Annotated in this window: 20 protein-coding genes; 13 read left to right on the top strand and 7 right to left on the bottom strand. The window is 68.4% G+C overall.

Features of this window, described 5'->3' with window-relative positions; all coding sequences use genetic code 11:
• Nucleotides 1–28: 28 nt before the first annotated feature.
• From C4V41_RS18515 to C4V41_RS18500, 4 genes are all read right to left on the bottom strand, one after another.
• Nucleotides 29–1,093, bottom strand: coding sequence for a mannosyltransferase family protein (locus tag C4V41_RS18515; protein ID WP_103957113.1), 1,065 nt, complete (start codon nt 1,091–1,093; stop codon nt 29–31).
• Nucleotides 1,090–2,415 (bottom strand): glycosyltransferase family 87 protein, encoded by a 1,326-nt coding sequence (locus C4V41_RS18510; RefSeq protein ID WP_103957112.1) that lies wholly within the window; start codon nt 2,413–2,415, stop codon nt 1,090–1,092. The genes C4V41_RS18515 and C4V41_RS18510 overlap by 4 nt, the downstream gene beginning before the upstream one ends.
• Nucleotides 2,412–4,796: a transglycosylase domain-containing protein gene (locus tag C4V41_RS18505; RefSeq protein WP_160150321.1), complete on the bottom strand. Its 2,385-nt coding sequence runs from the start codon at nt 4,794–4,796 to the stop codon at nt 2,412–2,414. Before C4V41_RS18505 ends, C4V41_RS18510 begins: the two co-directional genes overlap by 4 nt.
• 359 nt (nt 4,797–5,155) lie before the next feature.
• Nucleotides 5,156–5,542 (bottom strand): DUF5318 family protein, encoded by a 387-nt coding sequence (locus C4V41_RS18500; protein ID WP_103957110.1) that lies wholly within the window; start codon nt 5,540–5,542, stop codon nt 5,156–5,158.
• Between the two features lie 133 nt (nt 5,543–5,675).
• Between C4V41_RS18500 and C4V41_RS18495 the strand changes: the two genes are divergently transcribed.
• Both C4V41_RS18495 and C4V41_RS18490 read left to right on the top strand, forming a co-directional pair.
• Entirely contained in the window at nt 5,676–6,266 is a 591-nt protein-coding gene (locus C4V41_RS18495) for a PadR family transcriptional regulator (RefSeq protein WP_103957109.1), read from the top strand.
• A gap of 13 nt (nt 6,267–6,279) precedes the next feature.
• Nucleotides 6,280–7,359, top strand: coding sequence for an inositol-3-phosphate synthase (locus C4V41_RS18490; RefSeq protein ID WP_103957108.1), 1,080 nt, complete (start codon nt 6,280–6,282; stop codon nt 7,357–7,359).
• A gap of 51 nt (nt 7,360–7,410) precedes the next feature.
• Here C4V41_RS18490 and idi read toward each other — a convergent pair whose 3' ends face one another.
• A complete protein-coding gene (idi, locus tag C4V41_RS18485) occupies nt 7,411–7,995 on the bottom strand; it encodes an isopentenyl-diphosphate Delta-isomerase (protein ID WP_103957107.1) in 585 nt (194 codons plus the stop codon).
• Nucleotides 7,996–8,102: 107 nt separating this feature from the next.
• Between idi and C4V41_RS18480 the strand changes: the two genes are divergently transcribed.
• A complete protein-coding gene (locus tag C4V41_RS18480; RefSeq protein ID WP_103957106.1) occupies nt 8,103–9,389 on the top strand; it encodes an MFS transporter in 1,287 nt (428 codons plus the stop codon).
• On the opposite strand, the gene C4V41_RS18475 is transcribed toward C4V41_RS18480, so the two are convergent.
• Nucleotides 9,369–10,769 carry a CCA tRNA nucleotidyltransferase gene (locus tag C4V41_RS18475; RefSeq protein WP_103957105.1) on the bottom strand — a complete coding sequence of 467 codons (1,401 nt, stop codon included), beginning with the start codon at nt 10,767–10,769 and terminating at the stop codon, nt 9,369–9,371. The genes C4V41_RS18480 and C4V41_RS18475 overlap by 21 nt on opposite strands.
• Nucleotides 10,770–10,988: 219 nt before the next feature.
• Here C4V41_RS18475 and C4V41_RS18470 point away from each other — a divergent pair, with 219 nt between their 5' ends.
• The 8 genes from C4V41_RS18470 to trxA all read left to right on the top strand — a co-directional run bounded on the left by C4V41_RS18470 (nt 10,989) and on the right by trxA (nt 19,922).
• The gene (locus C4V41_RS18470; RefSeq protein WP_103957104.1) at nt 10,989–11,513 is read left to right on the top strand and encodes an aminoacyl-tRNA deacylase; all 525 of its coding nucleotides are present in this window, start codon (nt 10,989–10,991) and stop codon (nt 11,511–11,513) included.
• Nucleotides 11,514–11,563: 50 nt separating this feature from the next.
• Nucleotides 11,564–13,684 (top strand): DUF6049 family protein, encoded by a 2,121-nt coding sequence (locus tag C4V41_RS18465; protein WP_103957103.1) that lies wholly within the window; start codon nt 11,564–11,566, stop codon nt 13,682–13,684.
• The gene (murJ, locus tag C4V41_RS18460) at nt 13,681–15,285 is read left to right on the top strand and encodes a murein biosynthesis integral membrane protein MurJ (RefSeq protein ID WP_235030208.1); all 1,605 of its coding nucleotides are present in this window, start codon (nt 13,681–13,683) and stop codon (nt 15,283–15,285) included. The genes C4V41_RS18465 and murJ overlap by 4 nt, the downstream gene beginning before the upstream one ends.
• Before the next feature lie 166 nt (nt 15,286–15,451).
• Nucleotides 15,452–16,969 carry a protein kinase family protein gene (locus C4V41_RS18455; RefSeq protein ID WP_103957101.1) on the top strand — a complete coding sequence of 506 codons (1,518 nt, stop codon included), beginning with the start codon at nt 15,452–15,454 and terminating at the stop codon, nt 16,967–16,969.
• A 15-nt stretch (nt 16,970–16,984) separates the two neighbouring features.
• Nucleotides 16,985–17,620 (top strand): RNA polymerase sigma factor SigM, encoded by a 636-nt coding sequence (gene sigM / locus C4V41_RS18450; protein WP_103957100.1) that lies wholly within the window; start codon nt 16,985–16,987, stop codon nt 17,618–17,620.
• Entirely contained in the window at nt 17,610–18,521 is a 912-nt protein-coding gene (locus tag C4V41_RS18445; RefSeq protein ID WP_103957099.1) for an anti-sigma factor family protein, read from the top strand. The genes sigM and C4V41_RS18445 overlap by 11 nt, the downstream gene beginning before the upstream one ends.
• A gap of 143 nt (nt 18,522–18,664) precedes the next feature.
• On the top strand, nt 18,665–19,597 hold the full coding sequence (gene trxB / locus C4V41_RS18440) for a thioredoxin-disulfide reductase (protein WP_103957098.1): 933 nt from the start codon (nt 18,665–18,667) through the stop codon (nt 19,595–19,597).
• Nucleotides 19,598–19,607: 10 nt separating this feature from the next.
• Nucleotides 19,608–19,922: a thioredoxin gene (gene trxA, locus C4V41_RS18435; RefSeq protein WP_103957097.1), complete on the top strand. Its 315-nt coding sequence runs from the start codon at nt 19,608–19,610 to the stop codon at nt 19,920–19,922.
• 171 nt (nt 19,923–20,093) lie between these two features.
• On the opposite strand, the gene C4V41_RS18430 is transcribed toward trxA, so the two are convergent.
• On the bottom strand, nt 20,094–20,642 hold the full coding sequence (locus tag C4V41_RS18430; RefSeq protein WP_235030207.1) for a GNAT family N-acetyltransferase: 549 nt from the start codon (nt 20,640–20,642) through the stop codon (nt 20,094–20,096).
• 246 nt (nt 20,643–20,888) lie between these two features.
• Here C4V41_RS18430 and C4V41_RS18425 point away from each other — a divergent pair, with 246 nt between their 5' ends.
• Together C4V41_RS18425 and C4V41_RS18420 are read left to right on the top strand one after the other, a co-directional pair.
• Nucleotides 20,889–22,214 (top strand): aminotransferase-like domain-containing protein, encoded by a 1,326-nt coding sequence (locus tag C4V41_RS18425; protein ID WP_407670004.1) that lies wholly within the window; start codon nt 20,889–20,891, stop codon nt 22,212–22,214.
• Between the two features lie 273 nt (nt 22,215–22,487).
• Nucleotides 22,488–23,441 (top strand): D-alanine--D-alanine ligase family protein, encoded by a 954-nt coding sequence (locus tag C4V41_RS18420; protein ID WP_103957094.1) that lies wholly within the window; start codon nt 22,488–22,490, stop codon nt 23,439–23,441.
• Nucleotides 23,442–24,083 lie beyond the last annotated feature (642 nt).

Here is a 24,083-nt window from a genome sequence, read left to right as displayed (position 1 = left end):
TACCGAGACGAGAAAACGGGTAGAGAGATCAGCCCGCCCACGCTCCGCTGAGGAACCGCCCGGCGTTGCCCAGCATGAGCGGCCCGGAGATCAGCCCGTAGAGGGCGAACACCCACGCCCTCCTGGTCGCGACCCTGGCGATGAGGATCCACAGCGGAAACCACAGCAGCAGCATGCGCGGGATCGACAGGTAGTAGGCCGAGGTCATGAGCGCCGCCGCCTGCGTACCCGTGTAGACGGCCTCGCTCCACCTGCGCAGCGCGAGCAGCCACCCCAGCACGGCCACGGCCACCACGGCCCCGACGATCTCCATCCGGAAGGCCACCGCGAAGTCGCCGGAGCCCATGGCCTGGCTCCAGGTGGTCCCCCACGCCTCCCACGGCCACGCGAAGTCACGCCCCCAGCCGGCCTCCTGCGCGTGCTTCCACGCCAGCCAGTCGCCCGACCTGCTGTAGTGGTAGTACGAGTACGCGACCAGCGGCACGAACGGCACCACCAGCCACCCCGCCTGCCGCCACGACTCCCTACCGGCGAAAAACTCCACCACCAGCGCGATCGCCAGGAACAACCCCGTGATCCGCACGCAGGACGCCCCCGCGGCCAGGAACACCGCCGCCGCCCACTGCCCCCGCCGGGCCGCCAGCCACGCCGGGATCGCGAAGGCCAGGAAGAGCGACTCGCTGTAGCCCGCCGACAGGAACACCGCCGTCGGGAAGAGCAGCAGCGCCAGCACGGCCATCCAGCCGTTGACGCCTTCGAGCTCGGCCAGCCGGGCCAGCGCCACCATGGCCACCGCCCCGGCGACCAGCGAGATCAGCATCCCGGCCGCCGTCCAGTCCGGGATGACGAAGTGCACCAAGCGCAGGATCGACGGGAACCCGGGGAAGAACGCCGGCAGCCCCTCGTCCGGGTCCTTGCCGGGCTCGCCGTCGTAGCCGTACTGGGCGATCGTGACGAACAGCGTGGCGTCCCACTTGTGCCACTTGTTGAGATATTCGCCCAGCGCGACGCCGAGCAGGGTCGCGATCAGCAGCCCGGCCCGCGAGCCGAACCAGAGCAGCAGCGCGTCCCGCCCGGCCGAGCGTGTGATCATTTGGTCAGCGAGGAAAGCGCGAACCGGTCGGGCGCGCCGTCGAACACGCCGCCCCCACGGTCGTCGTTGCCGGCCTGCCGGATCACGTCCTTCTCCGGGCGCAGGATGTCGCGCACCACGAAGGCCATCATGATCCCGATGGTGATGACGCGGCCCCAGACGGCGGTGAAGTAGGTGTCGTCACCGATGCCCAGGTCCTCCCGCTCCAGCGGCGGCTGGGAGAGCAGATAGAGCCAGATCGCGATGAAGTACCAGACCTCGGCGAGCTGCCACAGCACGAGCGGCTTCCAGTTGGGCCTGGCCAGCACGGCGAACGGCACCAGCCAGAGCACGAACTGCGGCGACCACACCTTGTTCGTCATCATGAAGGCGGCCAGCGCCAGGAAGCAGATCTGCGCCAGCCGGGGCCGGCGCGGCGCGGTCAGCGTGAGCACCGCGATGCCCAGGCACGCGAGGGCCAGCGTCACCATGCCCAGCGTGCTGACGTCGACCTCGCCGAGGACCGGCCATTCCTTGCGCTGGAAGAACAGCCACGGCGAGCCCCAGTCGACCCCGCGCTCCTGGGAGAAGACGTAGAACCGGCGCCAGCCGTCCCACGCGAAGATCATGAACGGCAGGTTGACCACGAGCCAGGCGCCCACCGCCGAGGCCATCGTGACGAAGAACGTGCGCCATTTCGCGGTACGCAACGTGAGCAGGAACAACGCGCCCACGAACATCAGCGGATAGAACTTGGTCGCGATCGCCAGCCCCAGCAGGATCCCGGCCGGGATCGTCCAGCGCCACTTCCAGGCCAGCAGCATGCCCATGCAGAGCACGCCCGCCACCAGGTCCCAGTTGATGTAGGCGGCCAGGATCACGGCGGGCGAGATGGCGTACCAGAGCGCGTCCCACGGCCGGGAGCGCCCCGCCACCGCGGCCATCAGCAGCACGCCCAGCACCAGGCAGACGCCGAGCAGGAGCACCGTGAGGTCGTAGAAGCGGACCGCCTGCGCGGCCACCTCCCGCTCCAGCGCCCGGGCGATCCAGCTGATCACCTGCATGACCTCGCCCAGCACCACCGGGTATTCGACCTGCTTGTCGAACGGCAGGTCGAAGGCGAAGTAGGGGTTGTGCTCGCTCAGCCCTCTGTCGAAGTAGAGAGGGTAGATGTCGGTGTAGCAGAAGTTGGTGTAGGTCGAGACCTGGTCGTTCCAGCCTCCGGTGCGGCAGGGCAGCCGCACCACGTACGCGAGGGTCGCCCCCAGGGCCGCGAGCAGCCCCAGGGGAAGAAACGGCACGGCGCGCATCGCCAGCGGCGGGCGCACCTCCGTGCCGGTCATCGGTCCTCTGGCCTGGTGGTCATCGAGTCGGGCCGGCCGAATCTCGACTCGGGCATCGAACCGCCGCCCGACCCGCCGGAACCGCCCGCGACACCCGAGTCGTCGGCGGTCTGCGGGGCGTCGCCCTCACCGTCGTCGATCGTCACGCCGTCGTCGTCGGGCGTGGTCTCCTCACCGCCACAGCCGATGAGGCAGTCTTCGTTGGCGTTCGGGTCGTCGATCGGGTTCTGGTCGTCGAAGGGGTTCTCCCCCGCGTCCGGCGTCGGCGTGGGAGTGGGCGTCGGGCTCGGGACGATGTTCTCGGCGATGCCGACCTCGGCCCGGTCCGGGAACTCCTCGACCGGCAGCCCCTCGTGCGCCATCTGCATGAACTTCTGCCAGGCGATCGTGGGCGGACCGGCACCCTCGAAGCCCAGGGGCATTTCCTTGACCGTGGTGTACGGGTTGTTCGGGCCGAACTTCTTGCTGCCCTTCTTGTAGACGGGGCAGTTGGAGTGCTCGGGCGGAATGATCTTGCCCGTCTTGGTCGCGCACTGCTCGCGGTAGAACCCGACCGCCGTGGAGATCTGCGGCGTGTAACCGACGAACCAGGCTTCCTTCTCGTTGTTGTTCGTCCCGGTCTTGCCGGCCGCCCGCCGGTTGCCCAGGCCCTTGCCCTGTGCGGTGCCGTTGGTCAGCACCGCCTCCATGGCGACGGTGGCGTCGGCGGCCACACCCGGGTCGATGACGTTCTTGGAGCTGAGCTGCTCGCCGTAGACGACCTGGTTCTTGAGCTTGACCTGCTTGACGACGTGGTACTTGGTGTATTTTCCGCCGTTGGCGAAGATGGCGTAGCCGGCGGCCTGCTCCACGGGCGTCACCAGGGCGCTGCCGATGGCGAACTGGTAGTGGTGATCCCTGACGTCGTCTTCCATGCGCTTCTGGTTGAAGCCGGCCGCCTCGACGAGGTTCTTGACGTCGTCGAGCTTGTTCGGCAGCGCGTACGCCATCGAGACGTACGCCGTGTTGACCGACTGCGCGGTGGCCTTCACCACGTCCACGGCCGCACCGACGTTGTGGCTGTTGGTGATGCCGCCCTCCTGCTGACCCGGCAGCTCCTTCGGAACCGTCTGGTTGCCGGGCACGAAGCTCTTGAGCGAGTAGCCGGCCTGCAGCCAGGCCGCCAGCACGTACGGCTTGAAGGCGGACGCGGCCTGCTTCGTCGACTGGAAGGGCTCGTTCCACGGGTCGGTCACGTAGTCGTCACCGCCGTAGAAGGCCAGGACACGCCCGCGTTTCGGATCCACCGCGGCCAGGCCCGCGTGGAACTCGGTGGACATGTTGTACGCCGCGCGCGTCTCCTTGACCGCCTTCTGGGCGGCCTTCATGAGCTTGTAGTCGAAAGTCGAGGTGATGTGGTAGCCGCCGCTCCTGATCTTCTCCTCGGTCAGGCCGCGGGCGGCCAGCTCGTTCAGCACCTCCTTGACCATGTAGCCCTTGATGCCGGACATCTCGTTGGGGCCGATGGTCTTGCGCGTCTTGGGGAACTTGGCGGTCTGCGGCAGCGAGCCGTAGCGGTCGGGCCACTGCTCGGCCATGTACTGGACGACGGTCTTGAAACGGGCCTGCAGCTCGGGCGAGTCGTGGTCCCAGTTCGGCTGCTGGATGCGCGCGGCGAGGTAGGCGCCCTGCTCGGGGGTCAGGTTCTTGGCGTTGACCTTGGACCCGAAGTACGCCTTCGCGGCCGCCTGCACACCGAAGGCACGGCCGAAGTTGATGGTGTTGAGGTAGTTGGCCAGGATCTGGTCCTTGGTCAGCTCGTCGTCGAGCTTGACCGCGACGAAGATCTCCATGACCTTGCGCTTGATGGACACTTCCTGGCTGAGGCCGTCGTAGTAGTTACGGGCCATCTGCTGGGTGATCGTCGAGGCGCCCTGGATCTGCTGCCCGGACGCGGTCATCCACACCGAGCGGAACATGCCGGAGATGGAGATGCCGGAGTCTTCGTAGAACGTCTTGTTCTCGATGGCCACCGCGGCGTCCCTGACGTTCTGGGACATGGCCTCGATCGGGACGATCTCGCGCTTGAAACCGAGCTGAGCGATCTTCTTGCCGTCGCGGAAGTAGATGGTGCTCTGCTGGGCCAGCGCCTCGTCCTGGGCGGACGTCGGCACCGGCGTGTTGGCGTAGGCGACCATGACCATGCCGAAGAGGCCGGCCGCGAGCACCACGGCGCCCGCCACGACGATCTTCCAGCTCGGCACGAACCTGCGCCAGCCGCCCCGGCCACCGCCGTCCTTCTTCGTCGGCGGGCCCGGCGGCTCGGGCGGCTCGCCACCCTGGTTGCGCCTGCGCGAGCGCCGCGGCGGCGCGTCGCTGACCATGGTCTCCTGGTTGCTCACCGACCGCGTGTCCTGTCGGGCGCGCGAACGCGGCCCCATCGGCTCACTTTGGGCAGGAGGTTGCCCACCGCGTCTGGACGGCTGCTCTCCGCGTCTGGGAGGATCGTCGTACGGCTGCGCCGACATGGCGCCGGTCTGCTCGTAGGCCGCTTCCGCACGACGCTGCGGCGGCGCCGCACCCCAGCCCGGCTCGTCGGTTTGGGGAGGAGAACCTTGGGGCACAGAACGGGATGAGCTGGAACGACGGCGCCTTCCCGGGCGAGCCGTCCCCTCATTCATGCTGTTACTCACACGTCCTCGCAACGTCGTCGGATACAAAACGGCGGTTGGGCGTGAGGTTTCCCGCCGCCCTCTGGTCTTTACGCTTGGCCGACGAGGTCAGGCGGTCCGTTCCCGAGGACGTACGAAACCGTCAGGTGATTCCAGGAACAACCTTGGCAGACCTCGACAACGTACACCCGGAACTCATCGTAATCATGAGCCATGGCGACGAGCTCTGACACGACCTTCGCCTGACCGGCCTGCCGCCCGAGGGCGTCGCCGTAGACATAGGTCACATTGGTGACGTTCTCCCTTTCGCAGACCGGGCAGAGGCGTTCGGTCGGCTCGCCGAAGTGGCGTGCCGCGCGAAGGAGGTAGGGCTGTGCGTCACAGACGTCGCCGCGCGCGGAACGCCCGGCGCGCAAGGATCGGACCACCGCCTTTTTCGCGAGGCCGTAATCCACCACCCTTCGCTGTGACCACATGGGCGCCAGACTACGGCGTTTTGCGGGTTCATCCCAACGGCTTGGCAGATTCGTCGATTGCAGTCATATAGCGGCCCGACGTATCCTCGGGATGTATCGGCTCGATACATCGACGCGAGAGGGGGCGGTTTCCATGGCCGGCGGACAAGCCAGGGTCCTGGAGCTGGCCGTGCTCGGGTCGCTGCACGAGACGCCGCTACACGGCTATGAGCTGCGCAAACGGCTCAACGCTCTGCTGGGGATGTTCCGCGCGTTCTCCTACGGGTCGCTGTACCCCTGTCTTCGATCACTCCTGACCCAGGGCCTCATCGCGGAGGAGCAGCCCGCTCCCGCCGCGATCGTGGGCGGCCGATCGAAGATCGTCTACAAGCTGACCGCCGAAGGCAAAGAACGACTGCAGGACATGCTGACGCAGGCCGGCCCCTCCGCCTGGGAGGACGAGAGCTTCGGCGTGCACTTCGCCTTCTTCCGTCACACCGAGGCCGAGGTGCGCCTGCGCATTCTCGAAGGCCGCCGCAGCCGGCTGGAAGAGCGGCTCGACGCGGTGCGCACCGCATTGGCCCGCACCCGGGAGCGTCTCGACAGCTACACGCTCGAGCTGCAAAGACACGGGCTCGAGTCCGTCGAGCGCGAGGTGCGCTGGCTGAACGAGCTGATCGCAACGGAGCGTCGGGCCTCGTCAGAGGAGAGGCCCGAAAGAGATACCACGTCAACTGATGAGTAAGGGAGCGAGTGCGATGGGTTCGGTTCGCGTGGCCATTGTCGGTGTCGGCAACTGCGCGTCGTCGCTGGTTCAGGGCGTCCACTATTACAAGGACGCCGACCCGGACACACGGGTGCCTGGCCTGATGCACGTGAAGTTCGGCGAATACCACGTCGGCGACGTCGAGTTCGCCGCGGCCTTCGACGTGGACGCCAAGAAGGTCGGCCGCGATCTGTCCGAGGCGATCGTCGCCAGTGAGAACAACACCATCAAGATCTGCGACGTGCCCCCGACGGGGGTGACGGTCCAGCGTGGCCACACCTTCGACGGGCTGGGCGAGTTCTACAGTGAGATCATCGAGGAGTCCGACGAGGCGCCCGTCGATGTGGTCCAGGTGCTCCGTGACAACCAGGTCGACGTCCTGGTGTCGTACCTGCCCGTGGGTTCCGAGGAGGCCGACCGCTTCTACGCGCAGTGCGCGCTGGACGCCAAGGTCGCCTTCGTGAACGCGCTGCCGGTCTTCATCGCCTCCGACCCCGAGTGGGCCGAGAAGTTCACCGAGGCCGGGGTCCCGATCGTCGGTGACGACATCAAGTCGCAGGTCGGTGCCACGATCACGCACCGGGTGCTGGCCAAGTTGTTCGAGGACCGCGGGGTGGAGCTGCTGCGCACGTACCAGCTCAACTTCGGCGGCAACATGGACTTCATGAACATGCTGGAGCGCAAGAGGCTCCAGTCGAAGAAGATCTCGAAGACGCAGTCGGTGACCTCGCAGATCCCGCACGAGATGGGCAAGGCCGACGTGCACATCGGCCCGTCGGACCACGTGCCGTGGCTGGACGACCGCAAGTGGGCCTACGTGCGGCTGGAGGGGCGCTCGTTCGGTGACACTCCGCTGAACCTCGAGTACAAGCTCGAGGTTTGGGACTCTCCCAACTCGGCGGGCATCATCATCGACGCGGTGCGGGCCGCCAAGATCGCTCTCGACCGGGGCATCGGGGGGCCGATCCTGTCGGCGTCGTCGTACTTCATGAAGTCGCCGCCGGAGCAGTATTCCGACGACGAGGCGCGCGACTACGTCGAGAAGTTCATCCGCGGCGAGGTCGAGCGCTGAGATCGAGCGCTGAGGTCGAGCGCTGAGCCGCCGACCGGCTCCCGGCGGGTCCTACAGACGCGCCGCCGGGGGCAGGTCGGAGAAGGCGGCCGGCTGCCAGGTCAGCGGGTCGCAGCCGAGCTCCGTCAGCAGGGGCACCTGCTCCCTGCACCACGGCGAGATCGCCAGCAGCCCGTTCTGGGCGCCCTCGGCGAACTCTTTCCACGGCATCCAGCACGTCTCCCCCACCTCGTCGGGGTTGGGCGCGACGGGTGAGTCGACCATGACCCGGTAGACCGGGCAGAGCTCGTGCTCGACGATCCCGTTGGCCATGACGGCGCGGTAGGCGAAGGTGGGGAGCATGAGGTCGACGCTCTCCGCCGTGAGCCCGAGCTCGTAGGAGAGCCGCCGCACGACCGCCCGGTCGAGCGGCTCCTCCGGCAGCGGGTGGCCACAACAACTGTTGGTCCACACCCCGGGCCAGGTGATCTTGTGGTCTGCCCGTTTGGTGAGCAGCACGCGGCCTTCTTGATCGAAGACGTAGCTGGAGAACGCCAGATGTAGAGGGGTCTCACGGCCGTGCACCAGCGTCTTCGGTGCGGTGCCGAGCGCGCGGCCGTCGTCGTCGACCAGCACAACGTGTTCCTCAGTGGTCACGCTATGAAGCGTACGAGATGACGATGACCGCTCGGAACCCGGTTGCCCACCTGCTGCGCCAACCTCTGACGCATCCTAGAGGACGGACGCGGGGCTAGGCTGGCGGCGTGTCTTTTGTCGCCGACCTCCGAGTGGTCTTGCGCGGGCGGGACTTCCAGCGGCTGTTCGGCACCCGGCTGGTCTCCCAGTTCTCCGATGGGATCTTCCAGTTCGGGGTGGCCGGATTCGCCTTCTTCAGCCCCGAGAAGCAGACGACCGCCCTCGAAGTCGCCGCCGGCCTGGCCGTGCTGCTGTTGCCGTACAGCCTGCTCGGGCCCTTCGTCGGGGTGTTCATCGACCGCTGGTCGCGGCGGCAGATCCTCGTGGTGGCGCCCATGGTGCGCGGCGTGCTGCTGCTGGTGGCCGCGGGGCTGGTCGCCGCCGACGTGCCCGATCCGGCGTTCTACGCGGCGGCGCTCGCCGTGCTGGGGGTCAACCGGTTCTTCCTGGCCTCGCTCAGCGCCTCTCTGCCGCACGTGGTGCCCACCGAGCGGCTGATGGCGGCCAACGCGGTCACGCCCACGTCGGGGACCCTGGTGACGTTCGTGGGCGTCGGCCTGGGATATCTGCTGCGCCACATCTACGGCGCCGACGACGGCGGCGTCGCGCTGCTCCTCGTCACCTCCGGCGTGGTGTTCGGGCTGAGCGCGCTGGTCGCGCGGACGATAGACCGGCAGTTGCTCGGCCCGTGGCCCGACCCCGACAGGCCGCAGGCGCGCCAGGCCCTGCGCAACGTCGTCACCGGCCTGGCCGACGGCGCCAGACATCTGGTGCACCACCGCATGGCCGCCGCCACCATGGGCGCGATGGCCGCCCACCGCTTCTTCTACGGCATGGCGACGGCGCTCGGCATCATCCTCTACCGCTACTACTTCACCAACGGCGACTCCGAGGCCGCGCTGGAGGGGATCGGCCTGGTGGTGGCCACCTCCGCCGTCGGCTTCGGCCTCGCGGTGATCATCACCCCCTACGCGACCGAGCGGTTCACGGTCGAGCGGTGGGTGCCGATCGCGCTGTCCACGGCCGGCGTGCTGACGGGGGCGCTGGTGCTGCCGTTCCAGGAGTGGGGGCTGCCGGCGGCCGGGTTCGTGCTGGGCGTGGCCGGGCAGAGCGTCAAGATCTGCGCCGACACCACCGTCCAGCGCGACGTTCAGGACATCTATCTGGGCCGGGCGTTCTCGATCTACGACATGCTCTTCAACGGCATGTACGTGCTCGCCGCGGCCCTGTCGGCGGCCATCCTGCCCGCGAACGGCAAGTCCTACCTCGCGGTCGTGATCATCGCGGTCGGCTACCCCGTGGCGGCGCTCGCCTACCGGATGATCACCGCGTCGTCACGCGCCAAGGTCGTTTGACCGCGCCCACTCCAGCAGCGCCGCGGTCGCCGCGTCCTTGCCGATCACGCCCTTGTCGAGCCTGAGCTCCAGCAGGAACTTGTACGCCTGCCCCACCACCGGCCCTGGCCCGACCCCGAGCACGCGCTGGATCTCGTTGCCGTCGAGCTCGGGACGGATCTTGGCCAGCTCTTCCTCCTCGGCGAGCCTGGCGATGCGCTCCTCCAACTGGTCGTAGGTCCGCGACAGCGCCGCCGCCTTGCGCTTGTTGCGCGTGGTGCAGTCGGCCCTGGTCAGCTTGTGCAGGCGGTCGAGCAGGTGCCCGGCGTCGCGCACGTAGCGGCGCACCGCGCTGTCGGTCCACTCCCCCGTGCCGTAGCCGTGGAAGCGCAGGTGCAGCTCCACCAGCTGCGAGACGTCGGCCACCACGTCCTTGGGGAACTTCAGCTCCGTCATGCGCTTCTTGGTCATCTGGGCGCCGACCACCTCGTGGTGGTGGAACGACACCCGCCCGCCGGCCTCGTGGCGGCGCGTCTTCGGCTTGCCGATGTCGTGCAGCAGCGCCGCCCAGCGCAGGATCCGGTCGGGCTTGCCGTCCTCCTCCTGCGCGATGGCCTGGTCGAGCACGGTCAGCGTGTGCTCGTAGACGTCCTTGTGCCGGTGGTGCTCGTCGATCTCCAGCCGCAGCTTGGGCAGCTCGGGCAGCACATGCCCGGCCAGGCCCGTCTCGACCAGCAGCCGCAGCCCCTCGCGCGGGCCGGCGCCGCAGATGAGCTTGTCGAGCTCGTCGCGGATCCGCTCGGCCGAGACGATCTCGATGCGGTCGGCCATCGCGGTCATCGCCGCCAGCGCCCGCGCGTCCACGGCGAACCCGAGCTGCGAGGCGAACCTGGCCGCCCGCAGCATGCGCAGCGGGTCGTCGTCGAAGGACTGCTCGGGGGTGCCCGGCGTGCGCAGCAGCCTGGCCTTCAGGTCGCTCATGCCGCCGTACGGGTCCACGAACTCGTGGCCGGGCAGGCGGACCGCCATCGCGTTGACCGCGAAGTCGCGCCGCTCCAGGTCGGCTTCGAGCGTCTCGCCGTACATGACCTCAGGTTTGCGCGACTTGGGGTCGTAGGACTCGCTCCGGTACGTCGTGATCTCGATCAGCCAGCTGCCCTTGCGCAGCCCGACCGTGCCGAAGTCGATGCCGATCGTCCACACGGAGTCGGCCCAGTCTCTGACGATGGCGAGCACCCGCTCGGGGTGGGCGTCGGTGGTCAGGTCGAGGTCGTTGCCGACGCGGCCGAGCAGGAGGTCGCGCACGGGACCGCCGACGAGGGCCAGCTCGTGGCCCTGCGCGGCGAACAGGCGGCCGAGCTCGTCGGCCACCGGAGCGATCTTGCGGAACAGGTCGTTCATGGCCCGCTGCTGGCTTTCGGTCAGAGTTGAGTCGGACAAGCTGGGTCGGTCCTTCTGGCTGGACGCTGGTCGCGCTGAGTGGATGGTCGTCGCACTACGTGGATGCTGGTCGCCTGAGTGGATGCTGGTTGCCGAACATATCCCCCGAGCCACACCAGGTCCGGGTTACCGTCGGTCAAGAGACCGTCGGGGGCCATGGAACGAGGCAAGGAGGACTATATGAAGGACGCCCTCGCGCTCCACCGCTGGCTCCTCGCACACCAGGTCCATCATGAGATCGTACGCCTTCCGCGTCCCATGACATGCGCGGAAGAGCTGCCCGAGACGGTCTCCGCGGCGCCTGACCGGTGCCTCATGGTCACCGTGCTCGAGGTCACGACCAGGGTCGGCCGTGAGGCTGTCATCGCCGTCACCTCCCCCGTCTCCGCCCCACCGCGACCAGGAACGATCGGCGGGGTGATCGGCGCGCGCCAGGTACGCCCCGCGCCCGCGCACGTGGTCAACTCGACCACCGACTACGCCGACGGGCTGGTGTGCCCGCTGCTGCTGCCCGACTCGCTGACGATGTACATCGACGACCGCGTGTTCTCCGGTCCTGAACCGATCTTCACGGCCACCGGCGAACGCCACACGGCCCTCTCCCTACGTGCTCTCGACCTGCTGACTCTCCTGCCAGGCAAGATGGTGGACCTACGTGGATCACGCCCGGAAGGATCTCGTGCGGCGGTCGCGCGACGGCACTGAGCCCGTACCATTGCGGGCGTGCGTCGTCGTAGTCCAGCCCGGGCATTCGCGTGATCCGTAAGGCCACGCTGCTCGCCGCGCTGTCCGCCGCGCTGCTCGCCCCACTGGTGGCGGCGGCGCCGAGCCCGGCTGCCGCGAAGCAGGGTGCGGCCGCCGCCGTGACGGGCCGGCAGAGCGTCTCCCTGTCGATCTCCTCGATCACGCCCGACGTGCCGAAGAGCGTGACCGACCAGATCAAGTTCAGCGGGACGGTCCGCAACGACACGGGCACGCCGCTGTCCAACGTCTACATCCGGCTGCGCTACGACGCCCAGCCGTTCACCGACCGCGTCACCATGGCCGCCTACCAGGCCGACCAGAACCAGGCGACGCTCCCGCGCAACGTCTCGTCGAAGTCGTCGATGATCATTCCGTCCGTGCCCGCCGGCTCCTCGGTGCGCTGGGAGTTCATCGCGACGCCCCCGCAGCTCGGTTATCGCACGTTCGGGGTCTATCCGGTCGCGGTCGAGGTGGCGCCCAACAACGCCATCTCGCTGTTCACGCAGCGCACCTACCTGACGTACGCGCCGCCCACGGTGCCGAAGCGGCCGGTCAACAAGCTGGCCGTCGCGCTGCCCGTCATCGACCAGCCGCACCGGGCGACCGACGACACGTTCGTCGACGACAAGCTGAGCCAGGCGCTCACCGGCAAGGGCCGGCTGGCCGACCTCGCCAACCTCGCGCAGTCCGCGCCCAGCAGCGTCACCTGGGTGATGGAGCCGTCGCTGCTCGAAGACCTGCAGAAGATGTCCGCGGGCAAGTACACGGTCCAGGTCAAGGACGACAAGCAGGTCAAACCGGCCAGCGCCGAGGCCGGCCAGTGGCTGACGAACATGCGCACCGCGCTGGCCTCCGCCCCGGTGGTCGCGACGCCCTACGCGGATCCCGACGTGGCCGCGCTCGCGCACCAGGGGCTGGACTCCCAGACCAGGCGGGCGATCGATCTGGGCGGGCAGACGGCCAGGTCGCTGATCAGCCGCAACGCGAAGACGAACGTCTACTGGCCGGCCGCCGGCGTGCTCGACGCCGACGCGCTCGACCTGCTCTCGGTCAGCAAGGTCGACCGGGTCCTGCTCAACTCCACCAACCTGCCGCCGCAGACGCCCGCCACGGCCACGCCCGACGCCGCCTCGACGCTCGACTCGGTCAACGGGCCGGTCACCGCGCTGACCGCCGACGCCGAGCTGAGCCGGTTGTTCGAGCCGCAGGCCGGCACTTCGACGCTGCTCAGCACGCAGCGCTTCATCGCCGAGACCGCGATGATCTCCGCCGAGCCCGGACAGATCCTGCCGAGGTCGCTGGTCATCGCGCCCTCGCGGCGATGGGACCCCAACCCGACGCTCGTCGCCGCGCTGCTGAAGGCCGCCAACCGGCTGCCGTGGCTGCGCCTCACCCCGCTGGAGTCGATCAAGCCGAGCAAGGCGTCGGTACCGCGGGCGGGTCTGACCTACACCGAGCAGGACCGCAAAGAGGAACTGAGCGGCAAATACCTCGAACCGGTCAAGAACGCCTGGTCGGAGGCGCAACTGACCGCCCTGATCACCGGGCGGACGGAGTCGAGCTTCGACGCCGCGGTGCTGCGGCTGACCTCCTCCGGCTGGCGCAACGGCACCCGCGCGGGGCGCTCGGTGACGAAGACGGTCGGCGAGGCCGTCTCGGCCAGGACCAACGAGATCCTGATCACCGGTTCCGGCCCCGACCGGCCCCGTACGCTGGCGGGCAGCAACGGCGTGGTGCCCATCAGCGTGAAAAACTCGCTGAGCACGCCCATCGCGCTCTACATCGACGTCAAGTCGAACAACCCCGAGCTGCTGCAGGTCACCTACCGTCAGGATGAGCCGCTGAAGATCGGCGGCAAGCAGATCGGCACGGTCCGGGTGCCGATGAACGCCGCCCCCGACGTGAGCGGCGACGCGACGGTGACCGTACAGCTCAAGACCTCCGACGGCCGGCCGTACGGCAAGCCGCAGCGGCTGACGATCCGCACCACCGGCTACACCGGGATCGCCCTCGTGATCGTGGGCGCGGCCCTGACCGTGATGCTGGCCGCCGTGGTGCTGCGGGTGCTGCGGCGCAGGTCGGAGCGGAAGCTCGCACGCGCCGCCAAATCCCGGGAAAGTGAGACCGTATGAGCCGCATGATGCGGGCCAGCGCCATCATGGCGGCGGGCACGATGGTGTCCAGGGTCACGGGCTTCGTGCGGACGATGGTCCTCGCCTACGCCATCGGCACGAGCGCGCTGGGCGACTCCTACAACGCGGCCTACGCGATCCCCTACAGCATTCTCGACCTGCTGCTCCTGGGCGTGCTGAGCAGCGTCATCGTGCCGATGATCGTCCGGGCCCAGCAGCACGACCCCGACGGCGGCCGCGCCTACGAGCAGCGGCTGCTGACGATCACCACCGTCGTACTGATCGTGGTGGCGGCCGCCGGCACGCTGGCCGCGCCGCTGCTGATCGACCTCTACACCGACTGGGACGCGGGCAGCACGAAATATGAGGTCGCGGTCATGCTGGCCCGCTTCATCCTGCCGCAGCTCGCCTTCTTCGGCGTGGGCGCGGTGGCCGGGGCCATCCTCAACACCCGCGACCGCTACGGCGCCCCCATGTGGGCCCCCGTGCTCAACAACCTCGTCGTCATCTGCGTGTTCCTGCTCTACGTCGTGGTCGGCTCCGGCGACGAGATCCAGGCGGTCACCACCGGCGACCTGGCACTGCTCGGCCTCGGCACCACGGCCGGCATCGTGGCCCAGGCGGCGGTGCTGATCGTGGCGCTGCGGCGGGTCGGGTTCAGCTTCGTGCCCCGCTTCGACGTGCGCAACGCCCGCCTGGGCGAGATGACCAAGGCCGGCTCCTGGACGATCGGCTACGTGGTGGTCACCCAGCTCGGCTTCATGCTGACGACCAACCTGGCCAGCTCGGCGAGCAACGTGGTCGAGGGGCACGGCATCAGCGCGTACACGCTGGCGTTCCAGCTTTTCCAGCTTCCGTACGGCGTCATCGGCGTCTCGGTGATCACCGCCATGCTGCCCCGGATGAGCCGGGCCGTCTCCGACGGGCGGATGGACGACGTGCGCTCCGAGTTCGGGTCGAGTGTGCGGCTCGTCTGCTCGCTGATGGTACCGGTGTCGTTGCTGCTCATGGTGCTCGGGCCGGCGATCACCGTGCCCATCTACGGCCACGGCGCCAACAGCGTCGCCGACGCCGTCTACATCGGCAACGTGCTGCAGGTCTACGGGCTGGCGCTGGTGCCGTTCGCGGTGTTCCAGCTCCTGCTGCGGGTCTTCTACAGTTTCGGCGACACGCGTACGCCGGTGTTCATCGGCGCGGGCACGACGGCGGTCAACGCGCTGTTCATGGTCGTTTTCTTCACGCTGCTGCCGGCTCGTTACGCGGTGATGGGGCTGGCGCTGGCGTACGCGATCGCGTACGGGCTGGGCGCGGTCCTGGCCTGGTGGCTGGCCGGCCGGCGGGCGCGAGGATTGGGCGGATGGGCCGTCGGCATGGCGTTGACCAGGATGTATCTGGCGGCCATGCCCACAGCCGTGCTCGCCCTGGCCGCGGTCTGGGTGGTCACCGGGGTGTTCGGGGGGCTAGGGTTCCTGAACTCGCTGATCGTTCTCGCCGTCGGTGGCGGGCTGGGCATGTTGTTGTATCTCGGCGTGGCCCACAGAATGCGCATCCCGGAGGTCAACTCGATCGTTGGGATGGTCGCGAGGCGGGTAGGTCGGTAAAGAACGCGGGTGGAATCGGCTCGGCACTACCATGGAGCCCGACACGCGCGAATGGAAGCAGGAGGGGCGTGGGCGGATCCACCCGGCATAGCGTGCCTTCGTGGGACACCCCCACGCAGGTGAGTCGAGTCATGAGCACGTCCGATCGGCCTAGCGGAGTGAGCCAGTGAGCAGCACGTCGGCCGTCGAGCCCGGCACCCGTCTGGCCGAGCGCTTCCGGCTCGAAGACCGCGTCAGCGAGTCCGAGGGCGCCACGTTGTGGAAGGCCATCGACGAGATCCTCGCCCGCCCCGTGGCCGTCCACACCTTCGACGCGAGCTTCCCCCGGATCCACGAGGTGGTCACGGCCGCCCGCGCGGCGAGCCGGCTGACCGACCCGCGCCTGACGCAGGTCTTCGACGCCGCCGAGGACGACAAGGCCTCCTACGTCGTCAGTGAGTGGGTCACCGGCGAGTCGCTGACCGATCTGCTGGCCTCGGGGCCGCTGGAGCCCGACCGCGCGGCCGGCCTGGTGGCCGAGGCCGCCGAGGCCCTCGCGCACGCCCACGAGGCGCAGCTCTACCACCTGTGCCTGCAGCCGTCCCATCTGGTGTGGACGTCCGGCAGCACGGTCAAGGTGCTCGGCGTGGCCGTCGACGCGGCGATGTACGGGCTGACCACCGACCAGCCCGCCCTCGACGACGCCGAAGGGCTGGGCCGGCTGCTCTACGCCGGGCTGACCGGTCACTGGCCGGGCGACGAGGAAGAGGGCGGCCTGCCCGCGGCCCCCATGATCGACGGCCACTTCTGCTCGCCCCGTCAGGTCACCGCCGGCGTGCCCAGCTACCTCGACACGGTCACCGTGCGGGCGTGCCTGCCGGAGTCCCGCAGGGGCCAGGGCGCGCTGACGAGCCCGGCCGCGGTCGCCGAGGCGCTGGCCGACGTGGCCAGGCCCATGCCGATTCCGATCACCTACCCCTCGACGCCCGCGGTGGCCTCCGCCTCGCACACCGAGGGCCTGGACATCGCGCACCGCCAGCAGCACACCCCGCCGCCGCTGCCGCCCGTGCCGCGGCGCCCCTCGAACTCCGGCGGCGGCAGCACGCTCAACCGGGTGCTGATGACGCTCGTGGTGCTGCTCGTCATCGCCGCCGTCGGCGTCGGCGCCTGGACGATCGGCCGCAGCCTCGGCAGCCCGACCGCCTCCCAGACGGCCAGCGCCAGCCCCACCTCCTCGGCCTCGGCCTCCGCGGAGGTCCAGACGGTCAAGCCCGACAAGGCCAGCGGCTTCGATCCGCTCGGCGGCGGCGACGAGAAGTCCAACATCGCCAAGCTGGCCATCGACGGCAAGCCCAGCACGTTGTGGAAGACCGAGACCTATACCAGCACTGACCTGGGCAGACTCAAAGACGGCGTGGGCCTGCTGCTCGACATGGGCAAGTCCGTGCAGATCAGCGACGTGGTGGCTACGCTGTCGGAGGCGTCGGGCGCGAACGTCGAGCTGAAGGTGGGCGACTCCCCCGAACTCAACTCGCTGAAGACCGTGGTGACCAAGAAGAACGCCGCAGGTAAAACCACTCTCGCGCCCGAACAGCCGGTCACCGGGCAGTACGTTTTGATCTGGTTTACGCGTGTTCCGATGGATGCGGGCACTTTTCATGGCACCATCTATGAGGTAGTGGTGCACTCTCCCGGAACTGCATAATCAGGAATCTCTCTTGTGAACTCCCCACCCGAGACACCCTCAGCAGCGGAGCGGCCGGCGGTCACAGACGCCGAGCTGCTGACCGCGCATATCAACGGGGATCCACACGCCTTCAGCGAAATCGTCAAAAGGCACCGCGACCGCATGTGGGCGGTCGCCCTGCGCACGCTCGGTGACCCCGACGAGGCCGCCGACGCCGTGCAGGACGCCTTCGTTTCCGCATATCGCAAGGCCGCCACGTTTCGCGGCGAAGCGGCCGTCACCACCTGGCTGCATCGCATCGTGGTCAACGCCTGCCTCGACAGGATGCGCCGCAAGTCGGTCCGGCCGGTGGCCGACGACGAGCTCATCGAGGCCGCCGAGCGCGAGACCCCGCTGCCCGACCAGACGGTCGAGCGCGAGGTGTCGATGGAGGTTTCGGCCGCTCTCAAGATGTTGCCCAACGACCAGCGAGCGGCGCTGGTGCTGGTCGACATGATGGGCTATTCGGTCGAAGACGCAGCTCAGGTGCTTCAGGTGCCCAGTGGCACCGTGAAGAGCCGGTGTGCGCGAGGGCGCGCGAAACTTGCCCCAATTCTTTCGCATCTGCGGAACCGAACGGACCTCAATCGCGTCTCATCCGCGAAGGGAGCAGAACTTCGTGACGGGTGATACGCACTACGATCTGGAAACCCTGGCCGAGCTGGCCGAGGGTCTCCTAGACGTCGGCACGGCACGCCAGGTCCGCGAGCATCTCGCGGTCTGCGACCCCTGCGGGGAGTTGCTGGCGGACCTGGCGGCGGTTCGCGAGGTGCTCGCGGCGACCCCTACACCGGCCATGCCGATGGGTGTCGCACTGCGCATCGACAAGGCCCTGGCCGCCGAGGCGGAGACAAGGCGCGGAGGAGGTGTCGGCCTCGCGGAAACACCGGACTGGGATGAGCTCATGCGGGACGCGCCGTGGGAGCGGCCGATCGAGGCGCCTGCCTTCGCGGAGGCCCCCGAGCCGGTACGCCTGGGCGTCGTCTCCGACGATGGCACCATCGTCCCGGCCAGGAGCAGGACCGCGCGGCGACGCCGCTGGGCGATGCCCGCGGTCGCGGCGGCCGCGGCGGCCGTCGTGGTCGGCACGGCCGTGGCCTCCACCAGCCTGCTGATGGCCAGTGGCGGTGACAGCGGTGGCAGTGTGGCGCCGCCACCGGTGGCCCAGCCGTCCCAGTCGGCTCCCGCGGAGCGGGAGAAGGACAGGCAGACGGCCAGGGCGTACGCGCTGACCGACAGCGGCCACAACTACAGCGACAGCGAGCTGCGGATGCGGCTGGGCAAGTTCCTCGGCCCGGCTCCCGCCCTGAAGGGCGACTCCGAAGACGCCGACCAGGTCGCCAAGTGCGTCAGCACGATCTCCGACCGGAGCAACCTCGACGTCTTCGCGGTCGACCAGGGCCAGTACAACGGCCAGGAAGCCCTCATCGTGACCTCGTGGAAGCACCGGACCGCCAAGAAGGTGCGCATCGACATCGTCGACCCGTTCAACTGCAAGAACCTGCGCCGGCCCTCGCTGGGCCTCTGGTAGTCGCAAGCCTTGGAGCCCGCTTCGGCGGGCTCTTTCGGTTGTCCAGGGCCTTGCGTTGAGCGTTGTTGGGTAGGGCGGGAATCACGGCGGCCTAGGATCTGTTGACGCCGGTGGCAACAGATGACAAGGAAGGCGTGGGAGCGTTGAGCGACGTTCGTAACGTGATCATTATTGGATCCGGACCAGCCGGCTACACGGCGGCCGTCTACTCCGCACGCGCCGAATTGAAGCCGCTGGTCTTCGAGGGCTCCGTCACCGCCGGTGGCGCGCTCATGAACACCACCGACGTGGAGAACTTTCCGGGGTTCCCCGACGGCATCATGGGCCCCGACCTCATGGACAACCTGCGCAAGCAGGCCGAGCGGTTCGGCGCCGAGCTGGTGGCCGACGACGTGATCGAGGTCGACCTCGAGGCCAACCCCAAGGTCGTCAAGACCTACACCGACACCTACTACGCCAAGTCGGTCATCCTGGCGATGGGCTCCGGTTACCGCGAGCTCGGCCTGGAGAACGAGAAGCGGCTGTCCGGCCGCGGCGTGTCCTGGTGTGCCACCTGTGACGGGTTCTTCTTCCGCAACAAGGACATCGTGGTCGTCGGCGGCGGCGACACCGCGATGGAGGAGGCCACGTTCCTGACCAGGTTCGGCCGCATGGTGACGGTGGTGCACCGCCGCGACTCGCTGCGGGCCAGCAAGATCATGCAGGAGCGGGCCCTGGCGAACGACAAGATCCGCTTCATCTGGGACTCCGAGGTCGTCGACGTCCTGGGTGACAGCAGGGTCGAGGCCGTGAAGCTGCGCAACGTCAAGAGCGGCGAGGAGTGCGAGCTGGCGACCGACGCGCTGTTCCTGGCGATCGGTCACGACCCCCGTACCGACCTGGTCAAGGGCCAGATCGACCTCGACGACGACGGCTACGTCAAGGTGGCCTCCCCGACCACGGCGACCAACATCGACGGCGTGTTCGCCGCCGGTGACGTCGTCGACCACACCTACCGCCAGGCCATCACCGCGGCCGGCACCGGCTGTGCGGCCTCGCTCGATTCCGAGCGCTGGCTGGCCAACAACGAGAAGTAAGGAGCGCACCGTGAAGGCTGTCACCGACGCCAATTTCGAGGCCGAGGTTCTCAAGAGCGACAAGCCCGTGCTGGTCGATTTCTGGGCCGAATGGTGCGGTCCGTGCCGTCAGGTCGCGCCCATCCTCCAGGAGATCGCCAAGGAGCACGGCGACAAGCTGGAGATCGTCAAGCTGAACATCGACGAGAACCCGGAGATCCCGCGCCAGTACGGCGTGCTCCAGATTCCGACGATGAACGTCTACAAGGGTGGCGAGGTCGTGAAGCAGATCATCGGCGCCAAGCCGAAGGCCATGCTGCTGCGCGAGCTCGAGGGCATCATCTAGGTCACCCCTGACGGTGCGCTTCGAAAGCCCCTCGCGGTCTGCGGGGGGCTTTCGCATGCGCGGAGCGGTCGGGGCGTCGGCTTCGCATGCGCGGAGCCGTCGGGGCCCTCGGGACCGTCGGGGCGTTGGCCTGTCCCGGACGCTTCTCGCCTGGACAGCCCTGAGAAGCCGTCAGACGGGACGTAGCGCGCGTTCCGGGCTCATGGAGCCAAGGAGCCGCTCCAAGGCCACCTCGACGTCCTCACGCCACGAGACGGCGCTCTTGAGTTCCAGCCGAAGCCGCGGGAACCTCAAATGCGGGCGAACCGTCTTAAAACCCACAGAAAGCAAGTATTCCGCCGGAACCACGCAACTAGGCTCTTCCCACTTCAAATCCCCGAATGCCTCGATGGCTTTCACCCCGCGGCGTGTCAGGTCTTTGGCCACTCCCTGGATGAGCATCCGCCCCAGCCCGCCGCCGGAGAACTCGGGAATGATGTGCGCCGTCATCAACAGCACCGCGTCGGCGCTGACCGGCGAGGTGGGAAAGGCCACGGAACGTGGGGTGTAGAGCGGCGGGCTGTAGAGCACGAACCCCGCGGGCACCCCGTCGACATAGGCGATCTTCCCGCAGCTCCCCCATTCGAGCAGCGTGCCGGAGATCCAGGCTTCCTTCTCCAGCCCCGGGTCGCCCGACTCCACCGCACGATCCCCGCTGACGGGGTCGAGCTCCCAGAACACGCACCGACGACAGCGGCGCGGAAGATCTTCAAGATTGTCCAGGGTTATGTTGACCAGCCGGCGCGACAACTACCGCCCCTATCGTTGACCCGGAAAAGCGCGCGAAAACCGCGTCCACAGGTGGCATCGTAGCCCAGTGAAGATGACGCCACCGGACACCACGACGGGCGAGCCCCGGTCACGTACGACATGTCCGTCTGGCGTAATCTGGTATTTCGGTCCGATATGACACCTAGGAGGTGGGCCGTGACAGAAGAGCTGGATCACGGTCAGACGCCCGCGACTCAAGGGTCGCGCATCGACGCATACGTCGATCGGTACGCCGCGCGAGCTACCGGGATGGTCGCCTCCGAGATCCGAGCTCTTTTCGCCGTCGCGTCGAGGCCCGAGGTGGTCTCGCTCGCCGGCGGCATGCCGTACGTCACGGCTCTTCCCCTCGACATGGTCGGCGAGCTGGTCTCCGACCTCGTCACCAGGCGCGGCCCCGTCGCGCTGCAATATGGTTCCGGCCAGGGTGATCCGCATCTGCGCGAGCAGATCTGCGACGTCATGCGGCTGGAGGGGATTCACGCCGGGGCGAACGACGTCGTCGTCACCGTCGGATCGCAACAAGCTCTCGACCTGATCACCCGGATCTTCATCGACCCGGGCGACGTGGTGCTCGCGGAGGGCCCCTCGTACGTGGGAGCGCTAGGCACCTTCGCCGCCTACCAGGCCAAAGTGGTCCACATCGCCATGGACGATCAGGGCATCGTGCCCGAATCGCTGGCCCAGACCATTTACGCGCTGGAGACGGCCGGGGCACCCATCAAGTTCCTCTACACGATCCCGACCTTCCACAACCCCGGCGGCGTCACGCTGAACATCGCCCGCCGGCAGCAGGTGCTCGACATCTGCCAGCGGGCCGGGATCCTCATCATCGAGGACAACCCGTACGGGCTGCTCGGCTTCGACGGGGAGCCCATGCGCGCCCTGCGGGCCGACAACCCCGACGGCGTGGTCTACCTGGGCTCGTTCTCCAAGACCCTGGCCCCGGGCTTCCGCGTCGGCTGGGCGCTGGCGCCGCACGCCATCCGCGACAAGCTCGTGCTGGCGATGGAGTCGGCCGTGCTGTCGCACTCCTCGTTCACGCAGCTCGCCGTGGGCCAGTACCTCACCACGCAGCCGTGGCGTGAGCAGATCAAGACCTTCAGGGAGCTCTATCGGGAGCGCAGGGACGCTCTCCTGGACGCTCTCGAATCGCTCATGCCGCCGGAGGTCACGTGGACCCGCCCGGCGGGCGGCTTCTTCGTCTGGGCGACCCTCCCCGAGGGCCTCGACTCGAAGGCGATCCTGCCGCGGGCGGTTGCGGAGCGGGTGGCGTTCGTCCCCGGGACCGGGTTCTTCTCGGACGGGAGCGGGGCCCGGCACATGCGGCTGTCGTACTGCTATCCCGAGCCGGACCGCATCCGCGAAGGCGTGCGCCGGCTGGCCGGGGTGATCGACCAGGAAATCCAACTGCGCGACACCTTCGGTACGGCCTCCGCCCGCGATCACCAGGGCGTGGACACTCCGGGGCCGGACCTGGCCTAGCTCGTGCATCGGGGCCGGCGTCACCCTCGGATCACCACACTCCAGGGACCAAGACGCCGGCCCTTTCACTCTCCAAGCGGCTCCCCACCGAGCATGGGCCACTTACCGCCAGCAGCCTCAGCCCCCTCCGGCTCCCGACCCAATATGAGGAACCCGCCTGAGGAATCCAGCATGGGGATCTGGCATGGGATCGCCGGAGAAACCACCTCCCGTACACCCTTCATCCCCAGCGCCGGTACGGTTGGACAGCGTGCGATCAGCGAAGGAGTTGTAATGGGCGATCTGGGCCACGTGCTCGTGCTGGCCGGAGGGCTCTCCTACGAGCGAGAGGTCTCTCTGCGCTCGGGTCGCCGAGTCAGCGAAGTGCTGCGGGCGGCCGGCATCGATGTGGAGGCCCGAGACACCGACGCCTCCCTCGTGCCCTCGATCCTCGCCGATCCGCCGGACGCCGTCTTCGTCACCCTCCATGGTGGCGCGGGCGAGGACGGCGCGATCCGTTCCGTCCTGGAGCTCCTCAACGTCCCTTACGTCGGCGCCGACCCTGACGCCTGCCGGGTGGCTTTCGACAAGCCCACCGCCAAGGCCGTCGTACGCTCGGTCGGCCTCCGCACTCCGGAGTCGGTCACGCTGCCGAAGGAGACCTTCCACGACCTCGGCGCCACGGTGGTCCTGGGCCGCATCGTCGAACACCTCGGCCTCCCCCTGTTCGTCAAGCCGGCACGAGGCGGCTCGGCGCTGGGCGCCTCGTTCGTCCGCACCGCCGAAGAACTCCCCGCCGCCATGGTCGGCTGCTTCGCCTACGGCGACACCGCCCTGATCGAGCGGTACGTGGAAGGCGTAGAGGTGGCCGTCTCCGTCGTAGACCTGGGCAACGGCCCCGAAGCCCTGCCGGCCGTGGAAATTGTCCCCGACGAGGGCGTCTACGACTACGCGGCCCGCTACACCGCCGGCCACACCGAATTCTTCGCCCCCGCCCGCCTCTCAGCACAAGCAGCCGCGGCCTGCGCCGAAACGGCGGTAACAGCCCACACCGCGCTGGGCCTACGCGACATCTCCCGCACCGACCTGATCGTCGACGCAGACGGCGTCCCCCACTTCCTGGAGGTCAACGTGGCCCCCGGAATGACGGAGACCTCCCTCCTGCCCATGGCCGCCGAAGCCGCCGGCAAGGACCTGGGCGACCTCTGCCGCACCCTCCTCCAAACCGCCGCCACCCGCACCCCCTAACTCACGGCAGAGCGGAAGCCGGAATTCAACGCGACCAGCAGTGCGCCACGCGACTGTCGGGACGCAACGTGACCCTGATTGGGACGCGGGCTACTGACTGCGGGGCAGAACCGCTAATGGCGGCCTCATACGACGCAACCAGCACGGTGCTGCAACGCGGAACTACAGGACCGGCGGAGTGCGACACGGGTAATGCGGGGAGAGCAGTCGGAGGGACGGCGCTGACACAGGAGGCCGGCCGGGTGCGTGCACCACGCGACCCATGAGGCGGCTGGGTGACGATGCGCCCGCTGCGCGAGTACGGCCGCGAGCGCCTCGTAGGCTTACCGCGCGCCTGTGAAACACACCGCAACGGCGCCCGCAGTCGACGCCAAGAATGGCAGAACGCCGCTCCACAGAGATCGCATCACGCACCCGCCAGACGCGTCCACAATGACTGCTCGCCCTTCTCCTCTGTGACTTCACACCACCGGCTCTCACCACGCACCTGGCATCCCGTCGCATGGTCCCGCGCTGTCCGGAAGCGCGGGACGGCGCGACTTCGGCACGCACGATCCGATGCACGCAACCCGATGTTCCCGCCAACGGAACCACTCGATCCGCCCCACCCGGCGGGCCTCGATGCGCTCGACCCGACGTACT

The organism is Nonomuraea solani, assembly GCF_900108335.1.
Lineage (GTDB): Bacteria > Actinomycetota > Actinomycetes > Streptosporangiales > Streptosporangiaceae > Nonomuraea > Nonomuraea solani.
The sequence above is the reverse complement of the archived record's forward strand: the minus strand, read 5'-3'. Positions and strand labels throughout refer to the sequence as shown.

Excerpts from the sequence above, each read along its gene's own strand:
- C4V41_RS18475 (WP_103957105.1), bottom strand. The coding sequence starts at position 10,769 with ATGAACGACCTGTTCCGCAAGATCGCTCCGGTGGCCGACGAGCTCGGC.
- C4V41_RS18420 (WP_103957094.1), top strand. The coding sequence starts at position 22,488 with ATGGGCGATCTGGGCCACGTGCTCGTGCTGGCCGGAGGGCTCTCCTAC.
- C4V41_RS18490 (WP_103957108.1), top strand. The coding sequence starts at position 6,280 with ATGGGTTCGGTTCGCGTGGCCATTGTCGGTGTCGGCAACTGCGCGTCG.
- murJ (WP_235030208.1), top strand. The coding sequence starts at position 13,681 with ATGAGCCGCATGATGCGGGCCAGCGCCATCATGGCGGCGGGCACGATG.
- C4V41_RS18510 (WP_103957112.1), bottom strand. The coding sequence starts at position 2,415 with ATGACCGGCACGGAGGTGCGCCCGCCGCTGGCGATGCGCGCCGTGCCG.
- C4V41_RS18470 (WP_103957104.1), top strand. The coding sequence starts at position 10,989 with ATGAAGGACGCCCTCGCGCTCCACCGCTGGCTCCTCGCACACCAGGTC.
- C4V41_RS18500 (WP_103957110.1), bottom strand. The coding sequence starts at position 5,542 with ATGTGGTCACAGCGAAGGGTGGTGGATTACGGCCTCGCGAAAAAGGCG.
- C4V41_RS18515 (WP_103957113.1), bottom strand. The coding sequence starts at position 1,093 with ATGATCACACGCTCGGCCGGGCGGGACGCGCTGCTGCTCTGGTTCGGC.
- C4V41_RS18495 (WP_103957109.1), top strand. The coding sequence starts at position 5,676 with ATGGCCGGCGGACAAGCCAGGGTCCTGGAGCTGGCCGTGCTCGGGTCG.